This window comes from Sphingosinicella xenopeptidilytica (assembly GCF_042676985.1).
In the GTDB taxonomy this organism is placed as follows: domain Bacteria; phylum Pseudomonadota; class Alphaproteobacteria; order Sphingomonadales; family Sphingomonadaceae; genus Sphingosinicella; species Sphingosinicella xenopeptidilytica.
On the sequence record NZ_JBHTIK010000002.1, the window covers coordinates 314,926 to 339,099 of the forward strand.

Here is a 24,174-nt window from a genome sequence, read left to right on the forward strand (position 1 = left end):
CGCGGCGCTCAGTAGAGCGCCGCGACCTCGCGGACGATCATGATGCCGAGCGCCACCCAAGAGAGGCCGAACAGCGCGAAGCGGAGCATCACGCGGTTGAACGTCGCCTGCACCAGCGAATGGAGCGCGCGCAGGATCACGTAGGCCCATGCGCAGAGCACGTGCCACTGGTCGGCGTGGCCGAGGAGGACGATGGCGATGACCATCGCGTAAAAGATCGTCGGCGCCTCGAAGAGGTGGTTGTAGTTGTCGGCCACCCGCCGCGCTTCGCTCGGCAGCGTGTTCAGCGAACCCGGGTGCTGCGCCGATTGCGGATCGATCTTCGCCTGGTTCATCGCGGGAATGCGCGTTGCGTACATCCAGACGAACATCACGAGATTGAGCAGCCCCATCGCGACGATGGTCTGCAGCATCGAAATCACGTTGCTGTTCAAGGTCATGGGCGATCCTCCCCCTGTTGTATCTCCCAGCGTGGATGCTGCGCTTTCGGGAGCCCAAGCGCAACCCTCACGGTCGACAGGGCGAGTCCGGGCCGATATGGTCCGCCTATGCGTGAGAAAGAGCTTCGGCTGGCGCTCGTCTGCTACGGCGGCATCAGCCTTGCCGTTTATATGCATGGCATCACGCAGGAGATCTGGAAGCTGCTGCGCGCCAGCCGCAGCTGGCACGATGCCGATCCGGAGCTGCCGGGCGGGGATACGGAACCCGTTTATCACGATCTGCTCGACGAGATCGGCAAACACGTCCGCCTGCGCGTGCTCGTCGATATCGTTGCGGGCGCATCGGCGGGCGGGATCAATGGTATCTTCCTCGCGCAGGCGATCTCCACGGGGCAGAGCCTCGCCCCGCTCGCCGACCTCTGGCTCGACAAGGCGGATGCCGACGAACTTCTCGATCCCGAGGCGGTACCCAAATCGCGCTGGAGCAAGTTCTATGCGCGGCCGCTGCTGTGGATGGCGCGCGGGCAGATCGACCCGCTCGACGAGATCGTCGAGAAGGGCGCGCGCGAGGAACTGCGCATCAAGGTTTCGCGCTTCATCCGCTCGCGCTGGTTCGAGCCGCCGTTCTCGGGCGAGCACTTCACCGAGCTGCTGATGGGCGCGTTCGAGGCGATGGCGGAGACGAAGGCGGCCTCGCCGCTGCTGCCGCCCGGCCAGCCGCTCGATCTGTTCGTCACCGTCACCGACTATCACGGCTACCCGGAGCGCCTGCGCCTCCACAGCCCCGAAGAGGTGATGGAGGTGGAGCACCGGAAGCTCATCACCTTCCGCGATTCGAGCGAGCGTGGCGCGGAGCGGACTCTCGCCGACATCCCTTCGCTCACCTTCGCGGCGCGGGCAACGGCCTCCTTCCCCGGGGCCTTCCCACCGTTCCAGCCGAGCGAGCTCGACCGGGTACTGGCGAAGGACGGCAAGCCCTGGCCGGAGCGCACGGCCTTCCTGTCGCGCGTGTTTCCGCACCGCGCGACGAGTGGTCTCGATCCGTCGCACGCGGTGCTGCTCGATGGCAGCATCCTCAACAACGCGCCGTTCGCGCCGGCCATTGCCGCTCTTCGCCAGCGCCCGGCGCATCGTGAGATCGACCGACGCTTCGTCTACATCGATCCGAAGCCCGGCATCCGCAGCATCGGCACGCGCATGGATGCTTCGAAGCCCCCCGGCTTCTTCTCGACGATCCTGCGCTCGCTCTCCGACATTCCGCGCGAACAGCCGATCCGCGACGATCTCGATCACCTCGCCGGCCTGTCCGCGCGCGTCCGCCGCCTCAGCCATGTGGTCGAGGGCATACGCGCCACCGTCGACGAGGCGATCGAAGACGCGATCGGCCGCCGCCAGCTGCGCGCGAAAGTGTCGCCCGCCAAGCTCCAGCAATGGCGCGCGCAGGCGAATGCCGAGGCCGTGCTGCGCGCCGGCTTCACCTATCCCTCCTATGCGCACCTGAAGCTCAGCCAGATCGTTGAGGAGATGGCGCGGCTGTTCGCCGATCTCGGCGGGCACGAACGCGATGTCGCAGAGCGCGTCCGCAAGGAGGTGTGGCGGCACATCCGGCGCAGCGGCATGGACCGCGTGACGCAGACGACGCGCCCGAAGGATGCCGACGCCGACCTCTTCGTGCAGTTCCTCCGCCGTTACGACCTCGGCTTCCGCGTTCGTCGGCTGCGCTTCATCGTCCGCCGCGTCAATGAGTGGGGTGATGCGGGCGGCCCAGAAGACCTGCAGAAGGTCGAGGCACTCAAGGCCTCGCTGTATGAACTGCTCGCGCCCTATCTCGATCGGCGCCGGCTCGCCTTCTACGGCCCGTGGGTGCGCGATCCCGCAGCCTTTGCGAACGAGGACGCGGTGCCCGTGATCGAGGCCTATGGCGAGGCGCTTGGCCTCACTGATTTCGACGCACTCGGCGATGCCCGTCTTGCCGCGATCATCACGGACTGCACGGCGCCGGACCTTCGCGCCCAGCTCCTGAAGGCCTATCTCGGCTTTCCCTTCTACGACATCGCCACCTTCCCGCTGCTGCAGGGCGAGGGGCTCGACGAGTTCGACGAGATCAAGGTGGACCGCATCTCGCCGGACGACGCGCGCGCGATCCGCGAAGGCGGCGCGCTGGCGACGCTGAAAGGCATCAAGTTCAACAGTTTCGGCGCCTTCTTCAGCCGCGCCTACCGCGAAAACGACTATCTGTGGGGACGCCTTCACGGTGTCGACCGCGTGATCGACATTGTCGTTTCGGCGCTTCCCGAAGGCAAACGCCTCGACGCCGGGTTCGTGACAGGCATCAAGAAACGGGCCTTCCACGCCATCCTCGATGCCGAGGAGGCGCGGCTGGGGGCCATCCCGGACCTGATCGAAGAACTGCGCAAGGAGATCGGGTAGATCTGTGCAGCGTTCGACTTCACTCGGAATGACAAGGGGTTAAGCTTAAACAGTCACCACCCCGAGCGAAGTCGGGAGGGGCGGGGCGCAGCTTATCCACAGAACCGCCCCGACGTATATTTCGCCGATAGGCTTGCGACGTCGCGCACAATCTCCTGTATAGTGCGCCTATGCTGACACCGCTTCGCGCCGTACCGGCTCCTGCCGCTGACTCGCTGACTCTTCCGCACAACCTTGATGCGGAGGCGGCGCTGCTCGGCGCCATGATGATCGACAACCGGCTTGCCGAGGACGTACAGCTGAAGCTGCGCCCCGAGCATTTCTTCGAGCCGGTTCATGGCGAGATTTATGCGGCGATCCTGAAGCTCGTCGATCGCGCCATGCTCGCGACCCCGGTGACGCTGCGGCCGCTATTCGCCGAGCACCCCGCGCTCGCCGAGCTTGGCGGCCCGGCGTACCTCGCCCAGCTCACTGAGCAATCCGCCGCGCTGATCGCCGCGAAGGACTTTGCGGCGCAGATTTATGATCTCGCGTTGCTGCGCGAACTCGTGCGCGTTGGGCGTGAGATGGTGGTGAGCGCGGCCGACACCTCGCAGGACGTGAACCCGCACGATCAGATTCAGCAGGCAGAACTCGCGCTCTACAAGGTTGCCGAAGAAGGCGAGGTCTCGAACTCTGTGAAGAGCTTCGCCCAGTCCGCGACGCTCGCCGTGCAGATGGCGGAGCGCGCCAAGCAATCGGGCGGGCATCTTTCCGGCATCACCACGGGCCTCAATGCGCTCAACACCAAAATCGGTGGTTTGCATCGGTCTGACCTCATCATCCTTGCCGGGCGCCCCGCGATGGGCAAAACCGCGCTCGCCACCAACATTGCCTTTTCGGCCGCCGAACGGCTGATGAAGGACCGTGCCGACCAGATCGACAAGACGAGCGGTGCAGGTGTCGCGTTCTTCAGCCTCGAAATGTCGGCCGACCAGCTCGCGACGCGTATCCTTGCCGAGCAGGCGCGGATCAGCTCCGAAGACCTACGCATGGGCAAGATCAACCAGGCACAGTTTCGTGATCTGGTGCGCGCGTCCGCCGCGTTGCAGGATTTGCCGCTCTATATCGACGACACTCCCGGCCTCACCATCGCGGCGATGCGTTCGCGCGCGCGGCGCCTCAAGCGGCAGAAGGGTGTGGGGCTCATCGTGGTCGATTATCTCCAGCTTCTGCAAGGCAGCAGCCGGCAGGCGAACGACAACCGCGTGAATGAAATCTCGGAAATCACGCGCGGTCTGAAAACACTCGCCAAGGAACTGAACGTGCCGGTGATCGCGCTGTCACAGCTTTCACGTGCCGTCGAGCAGCGCGAGGACAAAAGGCCCCAGCTCGCCGACCTTCGCGAATCCGGCACTATCGAGCAGGACGCCGACATCGTGCTGTTCGTCTATCGCGACGAATATTACCACGCCCAGAAAAAGCCCGAGGACGGTACCGAGAAGTTCGAGAAGTGGATGGAGCGCGGCATCACCATCCGGGGGCGCGCCGAGGTGATCGTGGCGAAGCAGCGTCACGGCTCCACGGGCATCGTCGATCTGCATTTCGAAGCCATCCACACGCGCTTCAGCGATCTTGCCGACGACGCGCACCTCCCGGAACGGGACTACGAATAAGCGCCTATTTCGCCTTCAGATATTGCGGTTTGATAAGGGCGCGAAGCGCGTCCGCCATCGGCACATCGATCTCGAAATCGCCCTCAGCGTATGGCCCCGCCACATAGGGGGCGAGCAGCACGCGGAAACCCGAGATGTCCTGCCCCGGCCACGACACCACCGCCACCGGCTGCTCGCCGATCGGTGGGCAGTCGTCGAACATACCATTTTCGATCGCGCCGCGCCGCGAAACGCGCTCCGCATCGAGCGCGGTGCAATAAGCGGGGGTGAGCAGCTTTTCGGCTGCGGGCCAGTCTGTGAAGAGATCGCTGAAGCTCATTTCGCGGCGCTCGGCCTTGTCCCAGTATTTGACCGCGAAGCCGTGGTTGGGGTGCGCGCCGCCCGTGTACATCGAGATATCGGCACGAACGTTCAGCAGGGCGGGAGTGTCGGCCGCAACCGTCCAGTCCTGCACGAAGAAATGGGATATCTTCGGCGCGTCCGCCGGCCGCAGCTTCATGTCCTCCACCGCGCCCGCCTGCATCTCTTCCGCGCTCGCCAGCGCCTGGGCGCGAAGCGTTTCGAGCAGCGTCGGCGCTTCGGCAAGCTCGGGCGGCGCGCGCCAAAGGAAATCCAGTTCGGCCGTTTCGCGTTTCACGAGGAGGTCGCTCGCGGGAATCGAAGTATCCGTCCCGAGAGCGGCCGCGTTCGTTTGCGCCGCGGCATCCGCTTTTTCGGCCTTTGGCGCATCGCATCCGGCGAACGCCAAGGACACCAGAACAATTGCGGCAGTACGCATGAGCATCGCATTCTCCAAGCGGATCGAACGGCAATTTACAGGCCGGATGCTCAGGCGACAATTGCCGTTCCTAATTCAGGTTAACTTCGGCAACCTTGTCTTTATAGTCCTCTTTCGGGTCGATCCCGAACAACAGCTTTACGCTGGCGAACAGGCTGTTCTCGTTAAGCCAGATCTCCGCGTAATCCGTATCCAGCCGAAGCAAGGCAAGTTTCGGATCGGTCTTTCCACCTTCGTACCAAGCGGCGATGAAGGGGTTCCAAAGCCGCTCGATCACGGATTTATCATTGTCCAGCCAAAGCGTGCCGTGAACGGTCGCAAACAGATCATGGCCCTTTGCTGCGAATGAGGCGATCGCACGATGTCCGGTATCGAGTGCCCGAGCCAGCGCATTGTCGCGCGCTGTGAAAAACCAGATCGGGTTTCGTTCGTCCTCAACCAGCGCGGTCATCGGACGCGTATGGCCGTCCTCCACCCCATTCAGGCCGATCATCATCGTGCGGTCTGATTTCAGGGCCTTCCAGAATTTGGCTTCCATTTCGGCTTCGTTTGCCATGTCGTTTCTCCCAGTCATGGGTGGCGAACAGGCAGGCTATGGCGCAGTTCCCGTAGAGCGACGCGATCACCGATGAAACGGGCTTCGTACGCGCCATGTGGTGCGCTTCCAGCCGGCAATCATAGTCAGCGACAAGCTGGCGACTGTCGCCGGCCTTTACACATTGGTGTCAGTGGGTACCAGAAAATGGCTGATAACCGCCATTGGCACATGCGTTGCTTGGTTGTGGTTAACAGGAAAAATGCAGTCGGGGGTTTGCATGAAATCAGTTCTGGTTGCCGCTACGGCCTTCACTCTGGCCGCAGCAAGTGCTGCGCAGGCCGCGCCGATTCAGATTATCACCTTTGGCCAGTTGGTACAGGCGCCGACACCTCCCGGCTCCACGCCGCCGGATTTCGCTGCACCGATCGCCAACTTCTCCGATTTCGCGGCGTACTGGATCATCGACCCGGATGCCGGCACCAAGATAACGACACCACTGCCGGCGCCTTCGATCGGGGAAACCGTTTCGTTCCGAGGTTCGCTCATCGAGTTTGGCGCGGTCATCTTCGGTCCCGGCTTTGCGCCTTTGACCATTGGCAACAGCCCGGCGAGCCTGCGGCAGACCTTCCTGCTCGACAATGCGATCAGCGGGACACGCGCGACGGATCAGTTCAGTGCCGCTGGCGGCGCGTACTTCGATGGTTCCGAGCTGGTGCGCGAGGTCGCGTTCGATCGTGATCTGGGTGAGAATGTTTTCATTTCGCTGTTTCAGCTGAGTTTTCTCGAAGGGGTGCTCTTGCCGGCCCTGCCCCTTCTTCTTGATGGGGATGATTTTCCTGATCTCGGCAGGCTCATCGAAACCTCGCCCTCGAAACTTGTGACGCTGCGGTTCACGCATGGCGCGCCGACCAGCGCTGCTGAAATGCGGGCACTTCCGCAAATGTCGTTCAACGGCATCAATCTCAATTTCAATTACATCTATCTCGATGATGTGGAGACGCCGGAACCGGCGGTGCTCGGCCTCTTCGGTCTGGGTCTCGCTGCTCTCGCGCTGCGTCGCCGCCGCGCAGCCTGACTATTCGGCGGCTCTGGCCTCGGTCGGAGCCGCATCCTCCGCCTGCTGGCGGGTCCACATCTCAGCGTAGAGGCCATCCTTGGCGAGCAGATCGTCGTGGCGGCCGCGTTCGGCGATGCGGCCCTTGTCCATCACGAGGATCTCGTCGGCATCGACGATGGTGGAGAGACGGTGCGCGATGACGAGGGTCGTGCGCCGGGCCGAAACGTCAGAGAGCGCATCCTGAATTGCGGCCTCGGTGCGGCTGTCGAGCGCGCTCGTCGCCTCGTCGAGGATCAGGATGGGTGGATCTTTGAGGATCGTGCGCGCGATGGCGACGCGCTGCTTCTCGCCGCCTGAGAGCTTGAGGCCGCGCTCGCCGACGACCGTGTCGTAGCCCTGCGGCAGCGAGACGATGAAGTCGTGGATCTGCGCCTGCCGCGCGGCGGCTTCGATCTCCGCCTGCATGGCGCCCGCGCGGCCGTAGCCGATGTTATAGCCGATCGTGTCGTTGAACAGCACCGTGTCCTGCGGGACGATGCCGATCGCGGCACGGACGCTCGCCTGCGTCACCGCGCGGATATCCTGCCCGTCGATCGTCACGCGCCCGGCCTGGATGTCGTAGAAGCGATAGAGGATGCGGGAGAGTGTCGACTTGCCCGCGCCGGATTCGCCGACGACAGCAACCGTGTCCCCGGCCGGAATCGCAAAGCTGACGCCGTGCAGGATCTGCCGTTCGGGATCGTAGCCGAAATCGACAGTCTCGAAGCGCACTTCGCCCGCCACAACGGAAAGCGGCGGGGCGCCCGGTTTGTCGGCAATCTCGGCCTCGGTATCGAGCAGGCCGAACATGGCTTCCATGTCGATGAGGCCCTGCTTGATCTCGCGGTACACCCAGCCGAGCATATCGAGCGGGCGGAACAGCTGCATGAGCAGCGTGTTGACGAGCACCACGTCGCCCACAGTGAACCGGCCCTGGTTCCAGCCCCACACCGTATAGGCCATCGCGCCGGCCATCATGATATTGGTGATCAGCGACTGGCCGATGTTGAGCGCGGCGAGTGAGTTCTCGCTCTTGATCGCGGCGTTCGCATAGGCGGTGAGGGACTGGCGGTAGCGGTCCCGCTCCAGCGTTTCCGCGCTGTAGTATTTCACCGTTTCGTAGTTGAGGAGCGAGTCCACCGCGCGCTGCGTTGTGCGGTTGTCGGTATCCACCATGCGGCGGCGAAGTTCGCTCCGCCATTCCGTCACGCGCCGCGTGAACCAGATGTAAAGCGCGACGATCACGAGCGTCGCCGCGACGATCTCGAAGCCCATCTTGATCTGGAAGATCACGCAGACGGCGATGAGTTCTATGATTGTCGGCGCGATGTTGAACGCGAGGAAGTAGAGCATCGTGTCGACGCTCTTGGTGCCGCGCTCGATGATGCGCGTGAGTGCGCCGGTGCGGCGTTCGAGGTGGAAGCGCAGGCTGAGTTCGTGGATGCGCGCGAAGACCTCGGACGCGAGATCGGCGCCGGCGACTTGGCCTACGCGTTCGAAAATGACGTTGCGCACATTGTCGAACAGCACGCCGCCGAACCGTGCCGCCGCATAGGCGAACACGAGCCCGACGCCGAGCAGGAAGCCCTCGTTCGTGGGCGTCGCCATCGAATCGATCACGCCCTTGTAGGCGAACGGCATGATCAGCATCGTCGCCTTGGCGATGAGCACGAGGATGAGCGCGGCGACGACGCGCACCTTGAGGCCCGGCTTGTCGGCGGGCCAGAGGTAAGGGAGGAAGCGGCGCAGCGGATGCTGCTTGGAGACGGTCATGCCCTTACAGATAGGCGCTCAGGCCGGCGCCTTCCAGCAGGTGCTCACGTGATCGTCCACAAGGCCGACCGCCTGCATGTAGGCGTAGATGATCGTCGAGCCGACGAAGTTCATGCCCGCCTTCTTCAGCGCCTTTGAAATGGCGTCGCTGAGCGGGGTGGAAGCGGAGACGTCCTTGAAGCTTTTGGGGCGGTTCACGAGGGGTTTTCCGTCCACGAAGGCCCAGAGCCACGCATCGAAGCTGCCGTGCTGGCGCTGCATCTCGAGGAACACGGCGGCGTTGCGGCGCGCGGACCAGACCTTCAGGCGATTGCGGACGATGTTCCCCGTGGCGAGCACCGCTTCAAGCTCGGCGTCGGTCATTGCGGCGACGCGGGCGGGATCGAAATCGTGGAAAGCGGCGCGGTAGCCTTCGCGCTTTTTCAGTACGGTTTCCCAACTGAGCCCGGCCTGCGCGCCTTCGAGGATCAGCATCTCGAACAGCGTGCGGTCGTTGTGGACGGGAACGCCCCACTCGTCGTCGTGGTAATGCGCGTAGAAGTCCTTGCCCGGACTGTTGCCGAAACAGCGGGGCCGCGCGTCCATCCTAGTCGAACAGGCTGGAGACGGACGATTCGTCGGCGATGCGGCGGACGGCCTCGCCGAGCAGCGGGGCGATCGTCAGCTGACGCAGCTTCTTCGCGTTCGCGATTTCGGGGCGCGAGATCGAGTCGGTGATGACGAGCTCCATCAGCTCCGACCCCTCGACGCGGGCGACGGCGCCGCCCGAGAGCACGCCGTGGGTACAATAGGCGACGACGGCCTTCGCGCCCGCGGCGCGGAGTGCGGCGGCAGCGTTGCAGAGCGTGCCTGCCGAATCGACGATGTCGTCGACGAGGATGCAGAAGCGGCCCTCGACGTCGCCGATGATGTTCATCACCTCGGATTCGCCGGCGCGTTCGCGGCGCTTGTCGACGATGGCGAGCGGGGCGTTGTCGAGGCGCTTGGCAAGCGCGCGGGCGCGCACCACGCCGCCGACGTCGGGCGATACGACCATCATGTTCTCCGAGCCGTAACGGGCGAGGATGTCATCGCTCATCACGGGGGCGGCGTAGAGGTTGTCGGTCGGGATGTCGAAGAAGCCTTGGATCTGCCCAGCGTGCAGATCGACCGAAAGCACGCGGTTGGCGCCCGCGACAGTGATGAGGTTGGCGACGAGTTTCGCCGAGATGGGCGTCCGCGGACCGGGCTTCCGGTCCTGCCGCGCATAGCCGAAGTAGGGGACGACGGCGGTGATGCGCTTCGCGCTCGCGCGCTTCAGCGCGTCGATGCAGATCAGGAGCTCCATCAGGTTGTCGTTCGCCGGGAAGGCGGTCGACTGGACCACGAACACGTCTTCGCCGCGTACGTTCTCGTGGATCTCCACGAACACCTCTTCGTCCGCGAAGCGGCGAACGCTCGCCTGCGTCAGCGGCATGTCGAGGTAACGGGCGATATCGCCCGCGAGCTGAAGGTTGCTGTTGCCCGCAAGCAGCTTCATGGCGCGCGAATCCCTGTTTTGTGGCGGTGACGAGTCGGTCGGTTCACTAGCCGCCGCAGGCGGCGCGGGCAACGCCTATGACATCTGTGTTGCAGGCGGGGTCAGGCGGGAAGCCCGATCAGCGCGATCTGCCGGCCGTAATCGGCCTCACCCCGATGCGTCGCGCGGCGGAAGCTGAAGTAGGCCTCCGGGTTTGCGTAGGTGTCCTCGCCAAGCAGTTCGACGCGCCCGATGCCCGCCGCCGCGAGCCGTGCGCCCACATAGGCTTCGAGGTCGAACTGGTGGTGCCCGGCGCGTCCACCAAGGAAGAAGCGCTCGTTTTCCGGATCCGCCTCGCAGAAGCGGCGGAAGAAGCCCTCGTCGACCTCGTAGGAGGCGCGTGCGATGCAGGGGCCGACGGCCGCCGCGATGCGCTCCCGGTGCGCGCCGAGCTTTTCCATTGCCGCGACGACACTGTCGGTAACGCCGCCGAGCGCACCCTTCCACCCGGCATGGGCGGCGCCGACGACGCCCGCCTCACGGTCGGCAAGCAACACGGGCGCGCAGTCGGCCGTCAGCACGCCAAGCAGCAGGCCCGGCTTTGCCGTTGCGAGCGCATCGGCGTGCGGGCGAGCATCGTCTGGATACGGCGCGGTCACGGTGATGGTGTCGGGGCTGTGCACCTGATGCAGCGTCACGAGCTTTGCGCCTGGCAGCACGGCTTCCACGGCACGCCGACGATTCTCTGCGATGGCGGCGCGGTCGTCCTGCGAGCCGAGCCCGACGTTGAGCCCGGCGACGACGCCTTGGGAAACGCCGCCCCGACGCCCAAGGAAGCCGTGGGGGAGGCCGTCCAGCGCTGCGGTGTGAAGGACGGTAACATTCATGAACGCAACACCTTGCGATAGATGAAATCGTGATCGGCCTGCTCGCCCACCATGAAACGGTAGTCTCCGACCTTCTCGAAGCCGTAGTTCTCGTAGACCTTCTGCGCCCGGTAGTTCTCGGACCATACGGTGAGGTACATGTCCTGCCAGCCGCCCGCATTCGCCCATTCGAGCGCCCAGGCCATCATGGGCTGCGCGATGCCGCGCCCGTGCCACGCCTTCAGGATGTACAGCTGGCGAAGCTCGCACTTGCTGCGCCCGTCGTCCTCCACGGGAAGGTAGGGCGGTCCGAGCTTGCAATATGCGACCATCTGCCCGTCGGTCTCGGCGATGCGAAAGGCGTAAGCCGGGTCCGCAAACTCCACCGGCATCCCATCGGGGCCGAATACGGTTACGAGGAAGTGGTCGAGATCGTGCTTCGCGTAAAGGTGCCCGAACGTCTCGATGAACGTCTGGCGGCCGAGTTCGCAGAGCGCGGGCAGATCGGCGGGTGTCGGCGTGCGGAAAACGATGTCGCTCATGCGCCGAAGCCCGCCGGTTCGGGCCAATCCGTGTGTGTGAATGCAAGCACCTTGAACAGGCTCCCCATGGCCTGCGGCAGGGTAAGCCGCCGTATCGCGCCCGCTATAGCATGGCGGGCTTCCGGGTCGAGGCCGCGCGAAAGACGCTCGACGCGGGCTTCGATGCCGAGCGCGAGCAGGAACGGGCCCTGTAGTGCCAGCGGCGAAACCTGCGCGCCTGCCGCACGCGCCGCCTCGGCAAGCGCGGCGAAGTCCACGTGTGCAGTGAGATCGTGCTCGCCCGGTGCCGCGAGCGGATCGGCGGCGGCATGGGCTGCGAGTGCCTGCAGGGAATCGCCCTCGGCGGGACCTTCGTAGCCGTAGTCGATGAGGAGTGCCGCGCCGCCGTCCGCCGCGATCCGGAAAGCGAGGGCGCCTGCGTATTCGGTGCGCGCGGGCGCCGTTTCACGGATCTCATCGCCTTCGGGGGTGAAGACGAAGGCATCCGTCGAAACGCCGATGCGCCGCTGCTGCCAGACGCCATCCACGCGTACCTCCTGCCGGATGGGAAGGGCATCGAAGAATTCATTGGCGACGACGAGCAGCGGTGCGCCTTGCGGCACCTCTGCCAGATCATCGTGCCATGCGGCTGCCGGTACACGTTCAGCCTGCGCCGCGCGCAGGGCGGGGCTCGTTTCCACGAAATGCACGCGGATCGCTTCGGCGAAGGCTGGCAGCGCGCGCGCGGCGCGCAGCAGGTCTGCCATCAGCGTGCCCCGTCCCGGGCCGAGTTCGACGAGGTTCACGCGGGCGGGCCGTCCGGCGCGGTCCCACAGGTCCGCCATCCACAGGCCGATGATCTCGCCGAACATCTGGCTGATTTCCGGCGCGGTCGTGAAATCGCCGCCGCGCCCGAACGGATCGCGTCCCGCGTAGTAGGCCGCGACGCATTCCGCCATGTAGCGGTCCACGCCGATCGGGCCGCGCTCTGCAATCTCCGCGGCGAGCCTGCGCCCGAGCGGCGTCATTTCGCGAGCGCGCGCCGCCCCGCCGTGGCGACGAAATAAACGCCGGCGACGATCATCGCGCTCGACAGCGTCTGGCCCATGGTAAGACCCCACGACAGCGTGCCGAGCTGGGCATCGGGCTCGCGGAAATATTCGACGATGAAGCGGAACACGCCGTAGCCGAGCATGAACGTGCCGACGAGAAGGCCGGGCTTGTAGCGGGCGTCGGTCTTCCAGAAGAGATACCAGAGGATGGCGAACAGAACGATGCCTTCAAGCCCCGCCTCATAGAGCTGGCTCGGGTGGCGGAGCACATCGCCGCCGCTGGGGAATTTCATCGCCCACGGCACGTCCGTCGCACGGCCCCAAAGCTCTCCGTTGATGAAGTTGGCGATGCGCCCGAAGAACAGGCCGAACGGGATGGTGCAGGCGATATAATCGTGCACACGTAGCCAGCTCAGTTTCTGCTGCCATGTGTAGATGAGAAGTGCGATTGAAACGCCCGCCGCGCCGCCGTGGAACGACATGCCGCCTTCCCACAGCTTGAACACGTCGGTGATGTGACCTTCGGAGCCGAAAAAGCGTGCGTAATCGTAGAACAGCACATAGCCGACACGGCCGCCGAGGATGATGCCGAGCGTGACCCAGGTGACGAGATCGTCGGCGTGGCGCCGCGCCATCGGGGCGCCGGGTTTTGCCAGCATCTTCAAGAGATACCACCATGCGACGACGATGCCGCCGATATAGGCGAGGCTGTACCAGCGGATCGGCAGCCGGGTTTCGGTGAAGGGCAGGGGGATGTGGAACCAGACCGGATCGATGCTGGGGTAGGTGAGCGCGGCCTCGATTGCGAACATACGGCTGTCTGCCCTCAAAAACGACGGGATTGCCCCTGTGGACGCCGCGCACCATAGTGCCGGGAGAGCATAAGGCAATCGGATGCGGGGAGGGTTTTGGCCTATGGCCGAGCCGCTGGAAGAGTTTCGCGGCGAAACACGTGCATGGCTGGAGGCGAATTGCCCACCGGAGATGCGCGAGAGGGTTCTGGAAGAGGCCGATGTCTGCTGGGGCGGGCGCAATGTCCGCTTCAAGAACGATGCGCAGCGGCTGTGGCTGGAGCGCATGGCGGCGCGCGGCTGGACGGTGCCGGAATGGCCGAAGGAATATGGCGGCGGCGGGCTTTCCGCCGAGGAAGCCAAGGTGCTCGCCGAGGAAATGCGGCGCATCCATGCGCGTCCGCCGCTCTCTTCGTTCGGCATCTGGATGCTGGGGCCGGCGTTGCTGAAATACGGCAATGAGGCACAGAAAAAGGAGCACATCCCGAAGATCGTGCGCGGCGAGATTCGCTGGTGCCAGGGCTATTCGGAGCCGGGCGCGGGTTCCGACCTCGCCTCGCTGAAGACAAAGGCCGAGGATAAGGGCGACCACTGGTTGGTGAACGGCTCCAAGATCTGGACGAGCTATGCCGATCAGGCTGATTGGATCTTCTGCCTCGTCCGCACCGAGCCTGATGCCTCGAAGCATGAGGGTATCAGTTTCCTCCTGTTCGACATGGCGTCCGAAGGTGTTTCGACCTCGCCGATCAAGCTGATCAGCGGCTATTCGCCGTTCTGCCAGACCTTCTTCGACAACGTGAAGGTGCCGAAGGAAAATCTCGTCGGCACGCGCGGCAAGGGCTGGTCGATCGCCAAGTATCTGCTCACCCACGAACGCAGCTCGATCGGCGCCGATTTCGGCTCCGGAGGGCGCGATACGGCAGCGCAGATCGCGAAGAAGCGCGTCGGCACGCGAGCGGACGGTGCGCTCGCCGACGAGGGGCTGCGTGTGGATCTTGCGCGGCACGACATCGATACGCTGTGCTTCGCGCTCACGATGGAACGCGTGAAGGACGAGGCGAAGGCGGGGCAGGACATCGGCCACCTCTCCTCGATGCTGAAGCACGTCGGTTCCGAACTGAACAAGTCGCGGCAAGAACTGCTGATGAGCGTGTTCGGTAGCGACGGGCTGCTGTGGGACGGCGAGGGTGCACACGACGGCGACATGGCGAAGGCCTGGCTGCGTTCGCGCGCAAACTCGATCGAGGGCGGTACGGCGGAAGTGCAGCTGGGCATCATCGCCAAGCGCGTGCTCGCGCTGCCCGATGCGTAAGGGGTGAAGATGGCACTGGTTCTCAATGACGAACAGGCGATGATCCGCGAGGCGGCGGATGGCTTCTTCGCATCCGAAGCGCCGGTTTCGGAGCTTCGCAGGCTGCGCGATGCGGGCGATACGACCGGCTTCTCGCGCGATCTGTGGAAGAAGATGGCGGAGATGGGCTTTGCGGGCGTGCTCGTGCCCGAAGCCCACGGCGGCAGCGGGCTTGGGCTCGTTGCGGCGAACCTCATCCAGGAAGCGGTGGGGCGGAACCTGTCGCTGTCGCCGTTCCTTTCGACTGCCGTGCTCGGTGCGACGGCACTCGCCGGTGCGAGCGAGGATCAGCAGGCGGCGCTGCTGCCGAAGCTCGCGGCGGGCGATCTTCTGCTGGCGCTCGCGAGCGACGAGGCGTCGCGCCACTCGCCGCATCTGATCCGTACACGTGCAGAGGCGGCCGGGAACGGTTTCCGCATCACCGGCGCCAAGACCTTCGTTCTCGACGGGCATGTGGCAGACCGGCTGATCGTTGCGGCGCGGACCTCGGGTGAGGATGGGGACCGTGACGGCATCACCTTGTTCCTTGTCGATCCGAAGTCGGCGGGCGTCGCGGTGAAGCGCACCGCCACGGTCGACAGCCGCAACGCTGCCGATATCCGTTTCGACGGCGTACAGGTGGACGGAGCGGACGTGATCGGCGCAGTCGGCGAAGGCGCGGCGATCCTCGACCGCGTGCTCGATGCCGGGCGCACCTGCCTTGCCGCCGAGATGGTGGGTGTGTCGGCGCAGAGCTTTTCGATGACGGTCGGCTACCTCAAGGAACGCGAGCAGTTCGGCCGCAAGATCGGCAGCTTCCAGGCGCTCCAGCACCGTGCCGCACAGCTCTATTGCGAGATCGAGCTGGCGAAGTCGGCGACGCTCAAGGCCGCGCAGGCGCTAGATGCAGGCGACAAGGATGCGCCGCTTTACGCCAGCCTCGCCAAGGCGAAGGCGGGCGCGGTAGTGCGGCTTGCGACCAACGAAGGCGTGCAAATGCACGGCGGCATCGGCATGACCGACGAATTCGACATCGGCTTCTTCATGAAGCGCGCCCGCGCCGCCGAAACCAGTTTCGGCGACCTGTCGTTTCATGGCGATCGTCTCGCGCGTATGCTAGGGTACTGAAATGCTGACCGAACTCGACAAGGCGCAGGACAAGGCCGTCGCGGCGATCACCGCGCCTGGCGGCCAACTGGAGGTGATCGAGAAGGCAGTGCGGGGCATTCCGCTCAAGGTCTTCAAGAATGCTCCGCCGACAATGCGCGAGTTCTTCCAGTATTTCGTTGCCCACAACGGTGCGCGCGAATTCCTCGTCTACGGCGAGGAGCGCCTGACCTTCGCCGAGGTTTACGCGAAGGCGCTGCGGATCGCCGCGGCCATGCAGCACAAATACGGCATCGCCAAGGGTGATCGCGTCGCGATCGCCATGCGCAACTATCCCGAATGGATCATGGCCTATATCGGCCTTGTGCATCTCGGCGCGGTAGTTGTGCCGATGAACGCGTGGTGGCAGCCCGAAGAGCTGGCCTACGGACTATCCGACAGCGGCGCGCGGCTGGTGATCGCGGACGAGGAGCGGCTACGCCGGCTCGGCGCGATCGAGGGGCTGTCGGTGCCGATCGTTGCCGTCCGCACCAGCCACGGTGTTGCCGCCGAGCAAGGCGCGAACCTCCTCGATGATCTTCTCGAAAGCGGCCCGACGGACACGTGGTACCTGCCGCCGATTGCGCCGGACGACGATGTCAGCATCCTCTACACGTCGGGCTCCACCGGCTTCCCCAAGGGAGCGGTGGCGACGCATCGCGGCGTCGTGCACGGGGCCTTCTCCTACCTCGTGCAGGGCCTTGCGTTGCTGAAGCTCTCGGAGGCGGCGGGCGCACACGTGCCGCCGCAGCAGATCATGCTGCTGACCGTGCCGCTGTTTCACGTGACCGGGCTCGTGCCGCTGATGCTCGTGTCGGTGGCGATCGGACGCAAGTTCATCATGATGCACCGCTGGGACGCGGGCGAGGCGATCCGGCTGATCGACAAGGAAAAGTGCACCTATTTCGTCGGCGTACCGACGATGACGCACGAAATCATGTCGCATCCGGAGCGAGACAAATATGACCTTTCGACCGTGACCGACTGGGCGGCGGGTGGTGCGTCGCGTCCCGCGGAACATGTCGAGCGGCTGGCGAAAGCGATCCCGACCGGCAAGCCCGCGATCGGCTACGGTCTCACGGAAACGAACGGCGTGGGCGCCGGTATCTTGCGCGAGTCCTACCTCGCGCGCCCGACCTCGACGGGTCGCGCCTCGAAACCCGTCGTCGAGATCGCGATCCTTGACGACGACGGCACTGCGTTTGCGCCGCACGCGGTGGGCGAGGTGTGCATCCGCTCGGCGGCGAACGTGCGCGGCTACTGGCGGCGGCCGAAGGAGACGGCGGAGGCTTTCGACAAGGCGGGGTGGTTCCACACCGGCGATGTCGGTTACCTCGACGAGGACGGTTTCCTGTTCATCGTCGACCGCAAGAAGGACATCATCATCCGCGGCGGCGAGAACATCAGCTGCCAGGAAGTGGAAGCCGCGATCTATGCGCATCCGGCGGTGATGGCGGCGAGTGTGTTCGGGCTTCCCGACGACCGGCTCGGTGAAATCGTGGGCGCCGTGGTATACCTGAAACCCGGCGAGAAGGCGGAGCCGGAGGCGATCATCGATTTCGCGCGCCAGCACCTCGCGGCGTTCAAGGTGCCGGCACGGCTCTGGATTTCCGAGGAGCCGCTGCCGCGTCTGGGATCGGAGAAGATCGACAAGGTGAGCCTGCGCAAGATTTACCGCGAACGACATGTTGCGGAGGCGGCCTGAAGGGAGAGAGGTCATGGCGACGATGATGAAGGGTCAGGCGACATTCCGGCGGATGCAGGACGGGACGCTGGATGACTGGATGATCATCGCGCGCGAGCACATGGCGCACCAGAAGGCGGCGGCGCCGATGCAGACGATCGATACGCTGCGTCGGCTTGGCGACATGACGCTGGGGTTTGCGGCGGACCAGCTTACCCATGCGCTGATGACCGCGACGCTTGCGCGCCGCTCGGGAGCGAGTGACGAGGAGGTCGTTGCGGCGCTCTGCCACGATATCGGGAAGGTGATGTCGGTGCCGAACCACGGCCCGATCGCGGCGGAAACGCTGAAGCCGTACGTGTCCGAAGGCATTTATCATGCCGTTTTCTGGCACCAGCATTTTCAGGGGCAGTATTACTACAACCACCTCGGCAAGCCGACCGACATGCGGATGCAGTTCAAGGACGCGCCGTGGTACGGCTTTGCCTGCCGCCTGGTGGATGAATGGGATGCCCCGGCGTTCGATCCGGACTTCGATGTCGACAGCCTCGAAAGCTTCGAGCCGGAAGTGGTGAAGGTGTTTTCGAACCCGCACACATTGATCTGAGACGCCGCATCGACAGGCTCTTTCGTCCGCGATAAACCGCAGGGATGGACGCCAAGACACCGCCGCCGGCCCGCCGCAAGCGGGAACTCCCCAAGCTGCCGCAGATTTCGCGGCGCAAGCTGTTGATCGGCATTGGCGCGGGTGCGGGGCTCGCGATTGGTTACGCCGTGTGGCCGCGACGCGTGCCGCTCAATCTCGCCGTGCGCGAGGATGAGACGCTGATCAATGCCTGGCTCAAGATCGGCGCGGATGGTCGTGTCGTCGTCGCGGTGCCGCAGGCGGAAATGGGGCAGGGGGTTTATACCTCGCTGCCGCAGCTTCTGGCGCACGAACTCGGCGCGGACTGGAAGACGATCTCGGTGGAGCCCGCGCCGCTGCATCCGGTCTACGCCAATCGCGCGATGGCGGAGGGCATGGCGGCGGAAGCGCCGGGCTTCCTGCAGGGCATCGTGCGCTGGGCGGCGACAACGATGGTCGAACGCTATTCGCTGCAGCTGACCGGCGGTTCGACCTCGGTGATGGCCTATTGGGAGCCGCTGCGGACGGCGGGCGCGGCGGCACGTGCGCTGCTCTGCGCGGCGGGGGCGAAACGGCTGGGCGTCGACGTGGCGGCGTGCGACACGGCGAACGGCTTCGTCGTCGCGCCGGGGAACAAGAAGATCGCGTTCAAGGACCTGCTCGCCGACATCGATCCCGACGACGCCCCCGATGCGCCGGAATGGCGCAAGGACGGCACCGGGCCATTTCTGGGCAAGCCGATGCCGCGCCTCGACACGCCCGCGAAGGTGGACGGCAGCGCGCAGTTCGGCGCGGACATCCGCCTGCCGGGCATGATCTACGCGGCGATCCGGGGCGTGCCGCACGGCGCGAAGGAACTGACCGCGGCGCAGCTTCCGAAGACGGCCCGCAAGGGCGGGGTGATCGGGCTCGTGACGGGTCCGCGCTGGTACGCGGTGACGGGGGACACGTGGTGGGCGGCGCGGCAGGCGCTCGACCTCGTCGATCCTGATTTCGAGCCCGGCGAGACGATGGCCGACAGCCTCGCGATCGAGGAGGCGCTCGACAGCGCGCTCCACGGCGACGACGGCACGATCTTCGAATCGAGCGGCGACATCGACGACGGCCTCGCCGTCGGCAAGCAGATCGAGGCGGATTATTCGGTGCCGTTCCTTGCGCACGCCTGCATGGAGCCGATGACGGCGACGGCGCGCTTCGAGAATGGCAAGGTCGAGGTGTGGGTGCCGACACAGTCCGCGACGCTCGTCGTGTGGCGCGTCGCCGACGCGCTCGGCATCGCCGAGCGGGACGTGACGGTGTTCCCGACGCTGCTCGGCGGCGGCTTCGGGCGCAAGGCGGAGGTGGATGCAGCGGTGCAGGCGGCGCTGATCGCGCGCGACGCGGGACGCCCCGTGCAGCTCATCTGGCACCGCGAGGAAGACATGGCGCGCGACATGTACCGCCCGCCCGCCAAGGCGCGGTTGCGCGGCACGGTGAACGCCGACAAGAAGATCGGGGCGTTCGATATCAAGATCGCCGCGCCCAATCTCGGCGAGAGCTTCATGTCGCGCAACATTCCCGCGCTCGCGAGCGGCGGCGACAGCGCGGCGATGCTGGAGGGCGCGCTTGCGCTTCCCTACGCCGTGCCTGTGTTCCGCGCCGCGCATGTCGACGTGCCGACGCCGGTTCCGATCGGCTACTGGCGCTCGGTGGGACACAGCTATACCGCGTTCTTCTGCGAAAGCTTCGTCGACGAGCTGGCGCACGCCGCCGCCGTCGATCCTTTCGAGTTCCGCCTGCGCATGATGGAGGACGGCTCACGCGAGGCCGAAGTGCTGAAGACCGCCGCGTCGCGCGGTGCGTTCTCGGCGGTGAGCGAGGATCACGTCGGCCGCGGCATCGCCATCCACAAGAGCTTCGGCTCGCTCGTCGCCGAGGTCGTCGAGGTCGAGGCGCCGAGCATCGAGCAGGTGACGGTGAAGCGCGTGACCTGCGTGATCGACTGCGGGCGCGTCGTGAACCCGGACATCATTAAGGCGCAGATGGAAAGCGCGATCATCTTCGGTCTTTCCGCCGCGCTGCATGGGCAGGTGCGCTTCACGGACGGCGAGGCGGAGCAGCTCAACTTCGATACGTATCCGCTGCTGAGGCTCGACGAGGCGCCCGAGATCGATGTGCACATCATGGACTCGGATGCGCCCCCAACCGGGGTCGGCGAACCCGGCGTGCCGCCGCTCGCCCCCGCGCTCGTCAATGCGATCTTCGCGGCGACGGGCGAGCGCCTGCGCGATCTGCCGCTCTATCGCTACTGATGCCGCCGCAAGGTCATCCGCCGATCGCCGATCCCAAGGTCGGCGTGCTCATCGTCAACCTCGGCTCGCCGGATGCGCCGGAGCCGGCAGCGGTGAAGCGTTACCTGAAGGAGTTCCTGTCCGACCAGCGCGTCGTCGAGATCCCGGCGTTCCTGTGGCAGCCGATCCTGCGCGGTATCATTCTCAACACGCGCCCGGCGAAAAGCGCGGCGCTCTACGCTTCGATCTGGGACCGCGCGCGGGGAGACTCGCCGCTCCGTGTCATCACGGCCGATCAGGCGGCGGCGCTGCAGGCCGCGCTTCCCGACGTGACGGTGGATTTCGCCATGCGCTACGGCAATCCTTCGATCCCGGACCGGCTCGCCGCACTGAAGGCCGCAGGCTGCACGCGTATCCTCGTGATGCCGCTCTATCCGCAATATTCGGCGGCGACGACGGCGACCGTCGTCGACAAGGTGGGCGAGAGCCTGAAGGCGATGCGCTGGCAGCCTGCGCTGCGCTTCCTGCCGCCCTATCACGACGACCCGCTCTACATCGCCGCGCTTGCAGAGGATGCGCGCGCGGCACTCGCGGCGCTCGATTTCGAACCGGACGTTGTTGTCGCGTCGTTCCACGGTATGCCCGAGCGCACGCTTAGACTCGGCGATCCGTATCACTGTCAGGCGCAGAAAACGGCGCGGCTGTTCCGCGAGGCGCTGGGGCGGGATGAGGCAGGTTTTCGCACGGCGTTCCAGTCGCGGTTCGGCAAGGCCGAATGGCTGAAGCCCTATCTCGACAAGACGCTTGAGGCGCTGCCCGGAGAGGGCATTCGCAAGGTTGCGGTGATCGCGCCGGGGTTCAGTGCCGATTGCCTCGAAACGCTGGAAGAAATCGCGATTCAGGGGCGTGAGACGTTCCTTCATGCGGGTGGCACGCACTTCGCCTATTTGCGCTGTCTCAATGCTGCACCGGCCGGAATGCATATGCTGAAAGAACTCGTCGTGCGCGAACTTGCCGGTTGGCGCGAATCGGGTCATTGATTGCAACAGAATTGAAAAAAGTGAGCAGTACCGGCCAATTGCACTTGGGAGGAGAGTCATCATGGGTCGCGTAGCTATCGTCACCGGCGGATCGCGTGGCATCGGCGAGGCGATCAGCCTCGAACTCCAGAAAATGGGCATGAAGGTTGCCGCGAACTATGCGGGCAACGACGAGAAGGCGCGCGAGTTCACCACGCGCACGGGCATCCCGACATACAAGTGGGACGTGGGAGATTTCGAGGCCTGCGCGGAGGGCGTGCGCAAGGTGGAGGCCGACCTCGGCCCGGTCGACGTTCTCGTCAACAACGCGGGCATCACGCGCGACGGCACGCTGACGAGGATGGACCGCAAGAGCTGGCAAGAGGTGATCGATGTGAACCTCGGCGGCTGCTTCAACATGGCGAAGGCCGTGTTCGACAGCATGAGGTCGCGGGGCTACGGGCGTATCGTCAACATCGGCTCGATCAACGGGCAGGGCGGCCAGTACGGCCAGGTGAACTATGCCGCCGCCAAATCCGGCATCCACGGCTTCACGAAGGCTCTGGCGCAGGAAGGCGCGCGCTTCGGCATCACGGTGAACGCGCTTGCGCCGGGCTATATCGATACGGACATGGTGGCGGCAGTGCCCGAAGCCGTGCTTGAGAAGATCGTTGCCAAGATCCCGGTCGGCCGGCTCGGCAAGGCGAGCGAGATCGCGCGCGGCGTCGGTTTCCTTTGCGCCGAGGACGCGGGCTTCGTCACCGGATCGACGCTGTCGATCAACGGCGGCCAGCACATGTATTGAGACGTGTCGGGGCTCATCAAGCGCTCGGTGACGATCGCCGGGCATCGCACTTCGGTGAGCCTCGAACCCGTGTTCTGGGATGCGCTCGTCGCGGCGGCAGACGCCGAGGGGCGCTCGGTCAACGCGATTGTCGCCGAGATCGACGAGGCGCGGACCACGAACCTTTCAAGCGCGATCCGGGTTTGGCTGTTCGAGCGGCTTAGTCCTCAAGCCAGGTGACGTGGCCCATCTTGCGGCCGGGCTTCACCTCGCTCTTGCCGTAGAGGTGCAGGTGGGCGCGCGGGTCCGCGAGGATCGCCGCCCAGTCGTTCGCATCCTCGCCGATCAGGTTCTTCATGCGCACGGCGCGGGCGCTGAGGCCGGTTTCGCCAAGCGGCAGCCCGCAGATGGCGCGGATGTGGTTCTCGAACTGGCTGGTGTGTGCACCCTCGATCGTCCAGTGCCCGCTGTTGTGGACACGCGGGGCCATCTCGTTGAACACCGGGCCGTCGGCGCAGGCGAAGAATTCGAGCGTGATGAGCCCGACATAGGAAAGCGCGTCCGCGACCTTGCGCGCCATCGCGGCGGCTTCCTCTATGTGGGCGGCGGGCACGGCGCGTGCCGGCACTTCGGATAGCGCGAGGATACCGTCTTCGTGCGTGTTGCGCGGCGCCGGGTAGACGACGCTGCTGCCATCCTCGGCGCGCGCGAGGAGGATCGAGAACTCGGCGTCGAAGCTGACGAACCCTTCGTAGACCGAGGGGTTTTCGCCGATATCGGTCCATGCGGCATCAAGGGACGTATCGGCGTGGATGCGGACCTGCCCCTTGCCGTCGTAGCCGAAACGGCGCGTCTTCAGGATGCCGGGGGTGCCGATCTCGCGCACGGCTGCTTCCAACTCGGCGCGCGAGGAAACGGCGCGGTACGGTGCGGCGCGGCCGCCGAGGCCGGTGAAGAAGTCTTTTTCGGCAAGCCGGTCCTGCGCGATGCGCAGCGCGCGGGCGCCGGGGCGTGTCGGCACACGGGATTCGAGGAATTCGAGGCTCGCGGCGTCGACGTTCTCGAACTCGAGGGTCACGACATCGACCGCGGCGGTGAAGGCTTCGAGCGCGGCATGATCGGTGTAGGCCGCGCGGGTGACGGCGGCGGAAACGTCGCCCGCCGGAAGTTCGGCCTCCGGCGCGAAGATGTGCACGCGGTAGCCCATGCTTGCCGCCGCCATCGCGAGCATACGGCCAAGCTGGCCGCCGCCGAGGATGCCTATCGTGGAACCGGGTGCAATCATTCGGGCTTTTCGGCGACCGCCTCGGTCTGCTTCGTGCGCCACTGGACCAGCCGCTCATGGACGTCGGCATCGTGCGTGCCGAGGATCGCGGCGGCGAGCAGCGCGGCGTTTATGGCGCCGGGCTTGCCGATGGCGAGCGTGCCCACGGGGATGCCGCCGGGCATCTGGACGATGGACAGCAGGCTGTCCATGCCCTTCAGCGCCTTCGATTCGACCGGAACGCCGAGCACGGGGAGCGCGGTCATCGATGCCGTCATGCCCGGCAGGTGGGCTGCGCCGCCGGCGCCCGCGATGATCACCTTGAGGCCCCGGGCGGCCGCGCCGTGCGCGTAGCCATAGAGGCGGTCCGGCGTCCGGTGCGCTGAAACGATGCGCGTTTCGTGTTGGATTTCAAGCGCTTCAAGCGTCTCTGCGGCATGGCGCATGGTTTCCCAGTCGGACTGGCTGCCCATGATGATGCCGACCAGCGGCTGTGTTTCCGACATGCTTTCCCGCGCGTCCTTCCCCGAAAGCGGCGCAACCTACTTTCGGCTCGCCTCGCTGTCTATGTTCACCTTACGCACATTATTTTATGGGCAGAATGCCAATCGTGG

Annotated in this window: 23 protein-coding genes; 11 read left to right on the plus strand and 12 right to left on the minus strand. The window is 65.3% G+C overall.

All coding sequences use genetic code 11. The features are described 5' to 3' along the window. Positions 1 to 8: 8 nt before the first annotated feature. Positions 9 to 440 carry an MAPEG family protein gene (locus ACFQ00_RS04385; protein WP_381486753.1) on the minus strand — a complete coding sequence of 144 codons (432 nt, stop codon included), beginning with the start codon at positions 438 to 440 and terminating at the stop codon, positions 9 to 11. A 108-nt stretch (positions 441 to 548) separates the two neighbouring features. Here ACFQ00_RS04385 and ACFQ00_RS04390 point away from each other — a divergent pair, with 108 nt between their 5' ends. Both ACFQ00_RS04390 and ACFQ00_RS04395 read left to right on the plus strand, forming a co-directional pair. Next, positions 549 to 2,870, plus strand: coding sequence for a patatin-like protein (locus ACFQ00_RS04390; protein WP_381486755.1), 2,322 nt, complete (start codon positions 549 to 551; stop codon positions 2,868 to 2,870). A 170-nt stretch (positions 2,871 to 3,040) separates the two neighbouring features. Next, positions 3,041 to 4,525: a replicative DNA helicase gene (locus tag ACFQ00_RS04395; RefSeq protein WP_381486758.1), complete on the plus strand. Its 1,485-nt coding sequence runs from the start codon at positions 3,041 to 3,043 to the stop codon at positions 4,523 to 4,525. 4 nt (positions 4,526 to 4,529) lie between these two features. On the opposite strand, the gene ACFQ00_RS04400 is transcribed toward ACFQ00_RS04395, so the two are convergent. Together ACFQ00_RS04400 and ACFQ00_RS04405 are read right to left on the minus strand one after the other, a co-directional pair. Next, positions 4,530 to 5,309, minus strand: a complete 780-nt coding sequence (locus ACFQ00_RS04400) for a hypothetical protein (protein WP_381486761.1) — start codon at positions 5,307 to 5,309, stop codon at positions 4,530 to 4,532. A gap of 64 nt (positions 5,310 to 5,373) precedes the next feature. After that, the gene (locus tag ACFQ00_RS04405; protein WP_381486763.1) at positions 5,374 to 5,859 is read right to left on the minus strand and encodes a pyridoxamine 5'-phosphate oxidase family protein; all 486 of its coding nucleotides are present in this window, start codon (positions 5,857 to 5,859) and stop codon (positions 5,374 to 5,376) included. A gap of 259 nt (positions 5,860 to 6,118) precedes the next feature. Here ACFQ00_RS04405 and ACFQ00_RS04410 point away from each other — a divergent pair, with 259 nt between their 5' ends. Further along, complete coding sequence (locus ACFQ00_RS04410) at positions 6,119 to 6,916, plus strand: PEP-CTERM sorting domain-containing protein (RefSeq protein WP_381486766.1); 798 nt, start codon at positions 6,119 to 6,121, stop codon at positions 6,914 to 6,916. Here the strand turns inward: ACFQ00_RS04410 and ACFQ00_RS04415 are convergent, their stop codons facing one another. From ACFQ00_RS04415 to lgt, 7 genes are all read right to left on the minus strand, one after another. Continuing rightward, on the minus strand, positions 6,917 to 8,710 hold the full coding sequence (locus tag ACFQ00_RS04415) for an ABCB family ABC transporter ATP-binding protein/permease (protein WP_381486769.1): 1,794 nt from the start codon (positions 8,708 to 8,710) through the stop codon (positions 6,917 to 6,919). Between the two features lie 18 nt (positions 8,711 to 8,728). Further along, positions 8,729 to 9,295: a DNA-3-methyladenine glycosylase I gene (locus ACFQ00_RS04420; RefSeq protein WP_381486772.1), complete on the minus strand. Its 567-nt coding sequence runs from the start codon at positions 9,293 to 9,295 to the stop codon at positions 8,729 to 8,731. A 1-nt stretch (position 9,296) separates the two neighbouring features. Then, a complete protein-coding gene (locus tag ACFQ00_RS04425; RefSeq protein ID WP_121052045.1) occupies positions 9,297 to 10,229 on the minus strand; it encodes a ribose-phosphate pyrophosphokinase in 933 nt (310 codons plus the stop codon). Positions 10,230 to 10,330: 101 nt separating this feature from the next. Further along, complete coding sequence (gene pgeF, locus ACFQ00_RS04430) at positions 10,331 to 11,095, minus strand: peptidoglycan editing factor PgeF (RefSeq protein ID WP_381486776.1); 765 nt, start codon at positions 11,093 to 11,095, stop codon at positions 10,331 to 10,333. Continuing rightward, positions 11,092 to 11,616: a GNAT family N-acetyltransferase gene (locus ACFQ00_RS04435; RefSeq protein WP_381486779.1), complete on the minus strand. Its 525-nt coding sequence runs from the start codon at positions 11,614 to 11,616 to the stop codon at positions 11,092 to 11,094. The genes pgeF and ACFQ00_RS04435 overlap by 4 nt, the downstream gene beginning before the upstream one ends. Further along, entirely contained in the window at positions 11,613 to 12,623 is a 1,011-nt protein-coding gene (locus ACFQ00_RS04440; protein WP_381486782.1) for a class I SAM-dependent methyltransferase, read from the minus strand. Before ACFQ00_RS04440 ends, ACFQ00_RS04435 begins: the two co-directional genes overlap by 4 nt. Further along, positions 12,620 to 13,459: a prolipoprotein diacylglyceryl transferase gene (gene lgt, locus ACFQ00_RS04445; RefSeq protein ID WP_381486785.1), complete on the minus strand. Its 840-nt coding sequence runs from the start codon at positions 13,457 to 13,459 to the stop codon at positions 12,620 to 12,622. The genes ACFQ00_RS04440 and lgt overlap by 4 nt, the downstream gene beginning before the upstream one ends. Before the next feature lie 103 nt (positions 13,460 to 13,562). On the opposite strand from lgt, the gene ACFQ00_RS04450 reads away from it, so the two are divergent. From ACFQ00_RS04450 to ACFQ00_RS04485, 8 genes are all read left to right on the plus strand, one after another. Next, positions 13,563 to 14,750, plus strand: a complete 1,188-nt coding sequence (locus ACFQ00_RS04450; protein ID WP_381486788.1) for an acyl-CoA dehydrogenase family protein — start codon at positions 13,563 to 13,565, stop codon at positions 14,748 to 14,750. Positions 14,751 to 14,759: 9 nt separating this feature from the next. After that, positions 14,760 to 15,896, plus strand: coding sequence for an acyl-CoA dehydrogenase family protein (locus ACFQ00_RS04455; protein WP_381486790.1), 1,137 nt, complete (start codon positions 14,760 to 14,762; stop codon positions 15,894 to 15,896). A gap of 1 nt (position 15,897) precedes the next feature. Then, a complete protein-coding gene (locus ACFQ00_RS04460) occupies positions 15,898 to 17,619 on the plus strand; it encodes a class I adenylate-forming enzyme family protein (RefSeq protein WP_381486793.1) in 1,722 nt (573 codons plus the stop codon). A 13-nt stretch (positions 17,620 to 17,632) separates the two neighbouring features. Further along, positions 17,633 to 18,205 carry an HD domain-containing protein gene (locus ACFQ00_RS04465; protein ID WP_381486797.1) on the plus strand — a complete coding sequence of 191 codons (573 nt, stop codon included), beginning with the start codon at positions 17,633 to 17,635 and terminating at the stop codon, positions 18,203 to 18,205. A gap of 44 nt (positions 18,206 to 18,249) precedes the next feature. Continuing rightward, positions 18,250 to 20,514 carry a xanthine dehydrogenase family protein molybdopterin-binding subunit gene (locus tag ACFQ00_RS04470; protein WP_381486800.1) on the plus strand — a complete coding sequence of 755 codons (2,265 nt, stop codon included), beginning with the start codon at positions 18,250 to 18,252 and terminating at the stop codon, positions 20,512 to 20,514. Further along, positions 20,514 to 21,533, plus strand: coding sequence for a ferrochelatase (gene hemH, locus ACFQ00_RS04475; RefSeq protein ID WP_381486803.1), 1,020 nt, complete (start codon positions 20,514 to 20,516; stop codon positions 21,531 to 21,533). The genes ACFQ00_RS04470 and hemH overlap by 1 nt, the downstream gene beginning before the upstream one ends. Positions 21,534 to 21,594: 61 nt before the next feature. Next, positions 21,595 to 22,317, plus strand: a complete 723-nt coding sequence (gene phbB / locus ACFQ00_RS04480) for an acetoacetyl-CoA reductase (RefSeq protein WP_381486806.1) — start codon at positions 21,595 to 21,597, stop codon at positions 22,315 to 22,317. Positions 22,318 to 22,320: 3 nt separating this feature from the next. Next, positions 22,321 to 22,536, plus strand: coding sequence for a ribbon-helix-helix domain-containing protein (locus ACFQ00_RS04485; protein ID WP_381486809.1), 216 nt, complete (start codon positions 22,321 to 22,323; stop codon positions 22,534 to 22,536). On the opposite strand, the gene ACFQ00_RS04490 is transcribed toward ACFQ00_RS04485, so the two are convergent. Beyond that, positions 22,517 to 23,581: a 5-(carboxyamino)imidazole ribonucleotide synthase gene (locus ACFQ00_RS04490; RefSeq protein WP_381486812.1), complete on the minus strand. Its 1,065-nt coding sequence runs from the start codon at positions 23,579 to 23,581 to the stop codon at positions 22,517 to 22,519. The genes ACFQ00_RS04485 and ACFQ00_RS04490 overlap by 20 nt on opposite strands. Beyond that, a complete protein-coding gene (gene purE / locus ACFQ00_RS04495; RefSeq protein WP_381486815.1) occupies positions 23,578 to 24,066 on the minus strand; it encodes a 5-(carboxyamino)imidazole ribonucleotide mutase in 489 nt (162 codons plus the stop codon). Before purE ends, ACFQ00_RS04490 begins: the two co-directional genes overlap by 4 nt. Positions 24,067 to 24,174 lie beyond the last annotated feature (108 nt).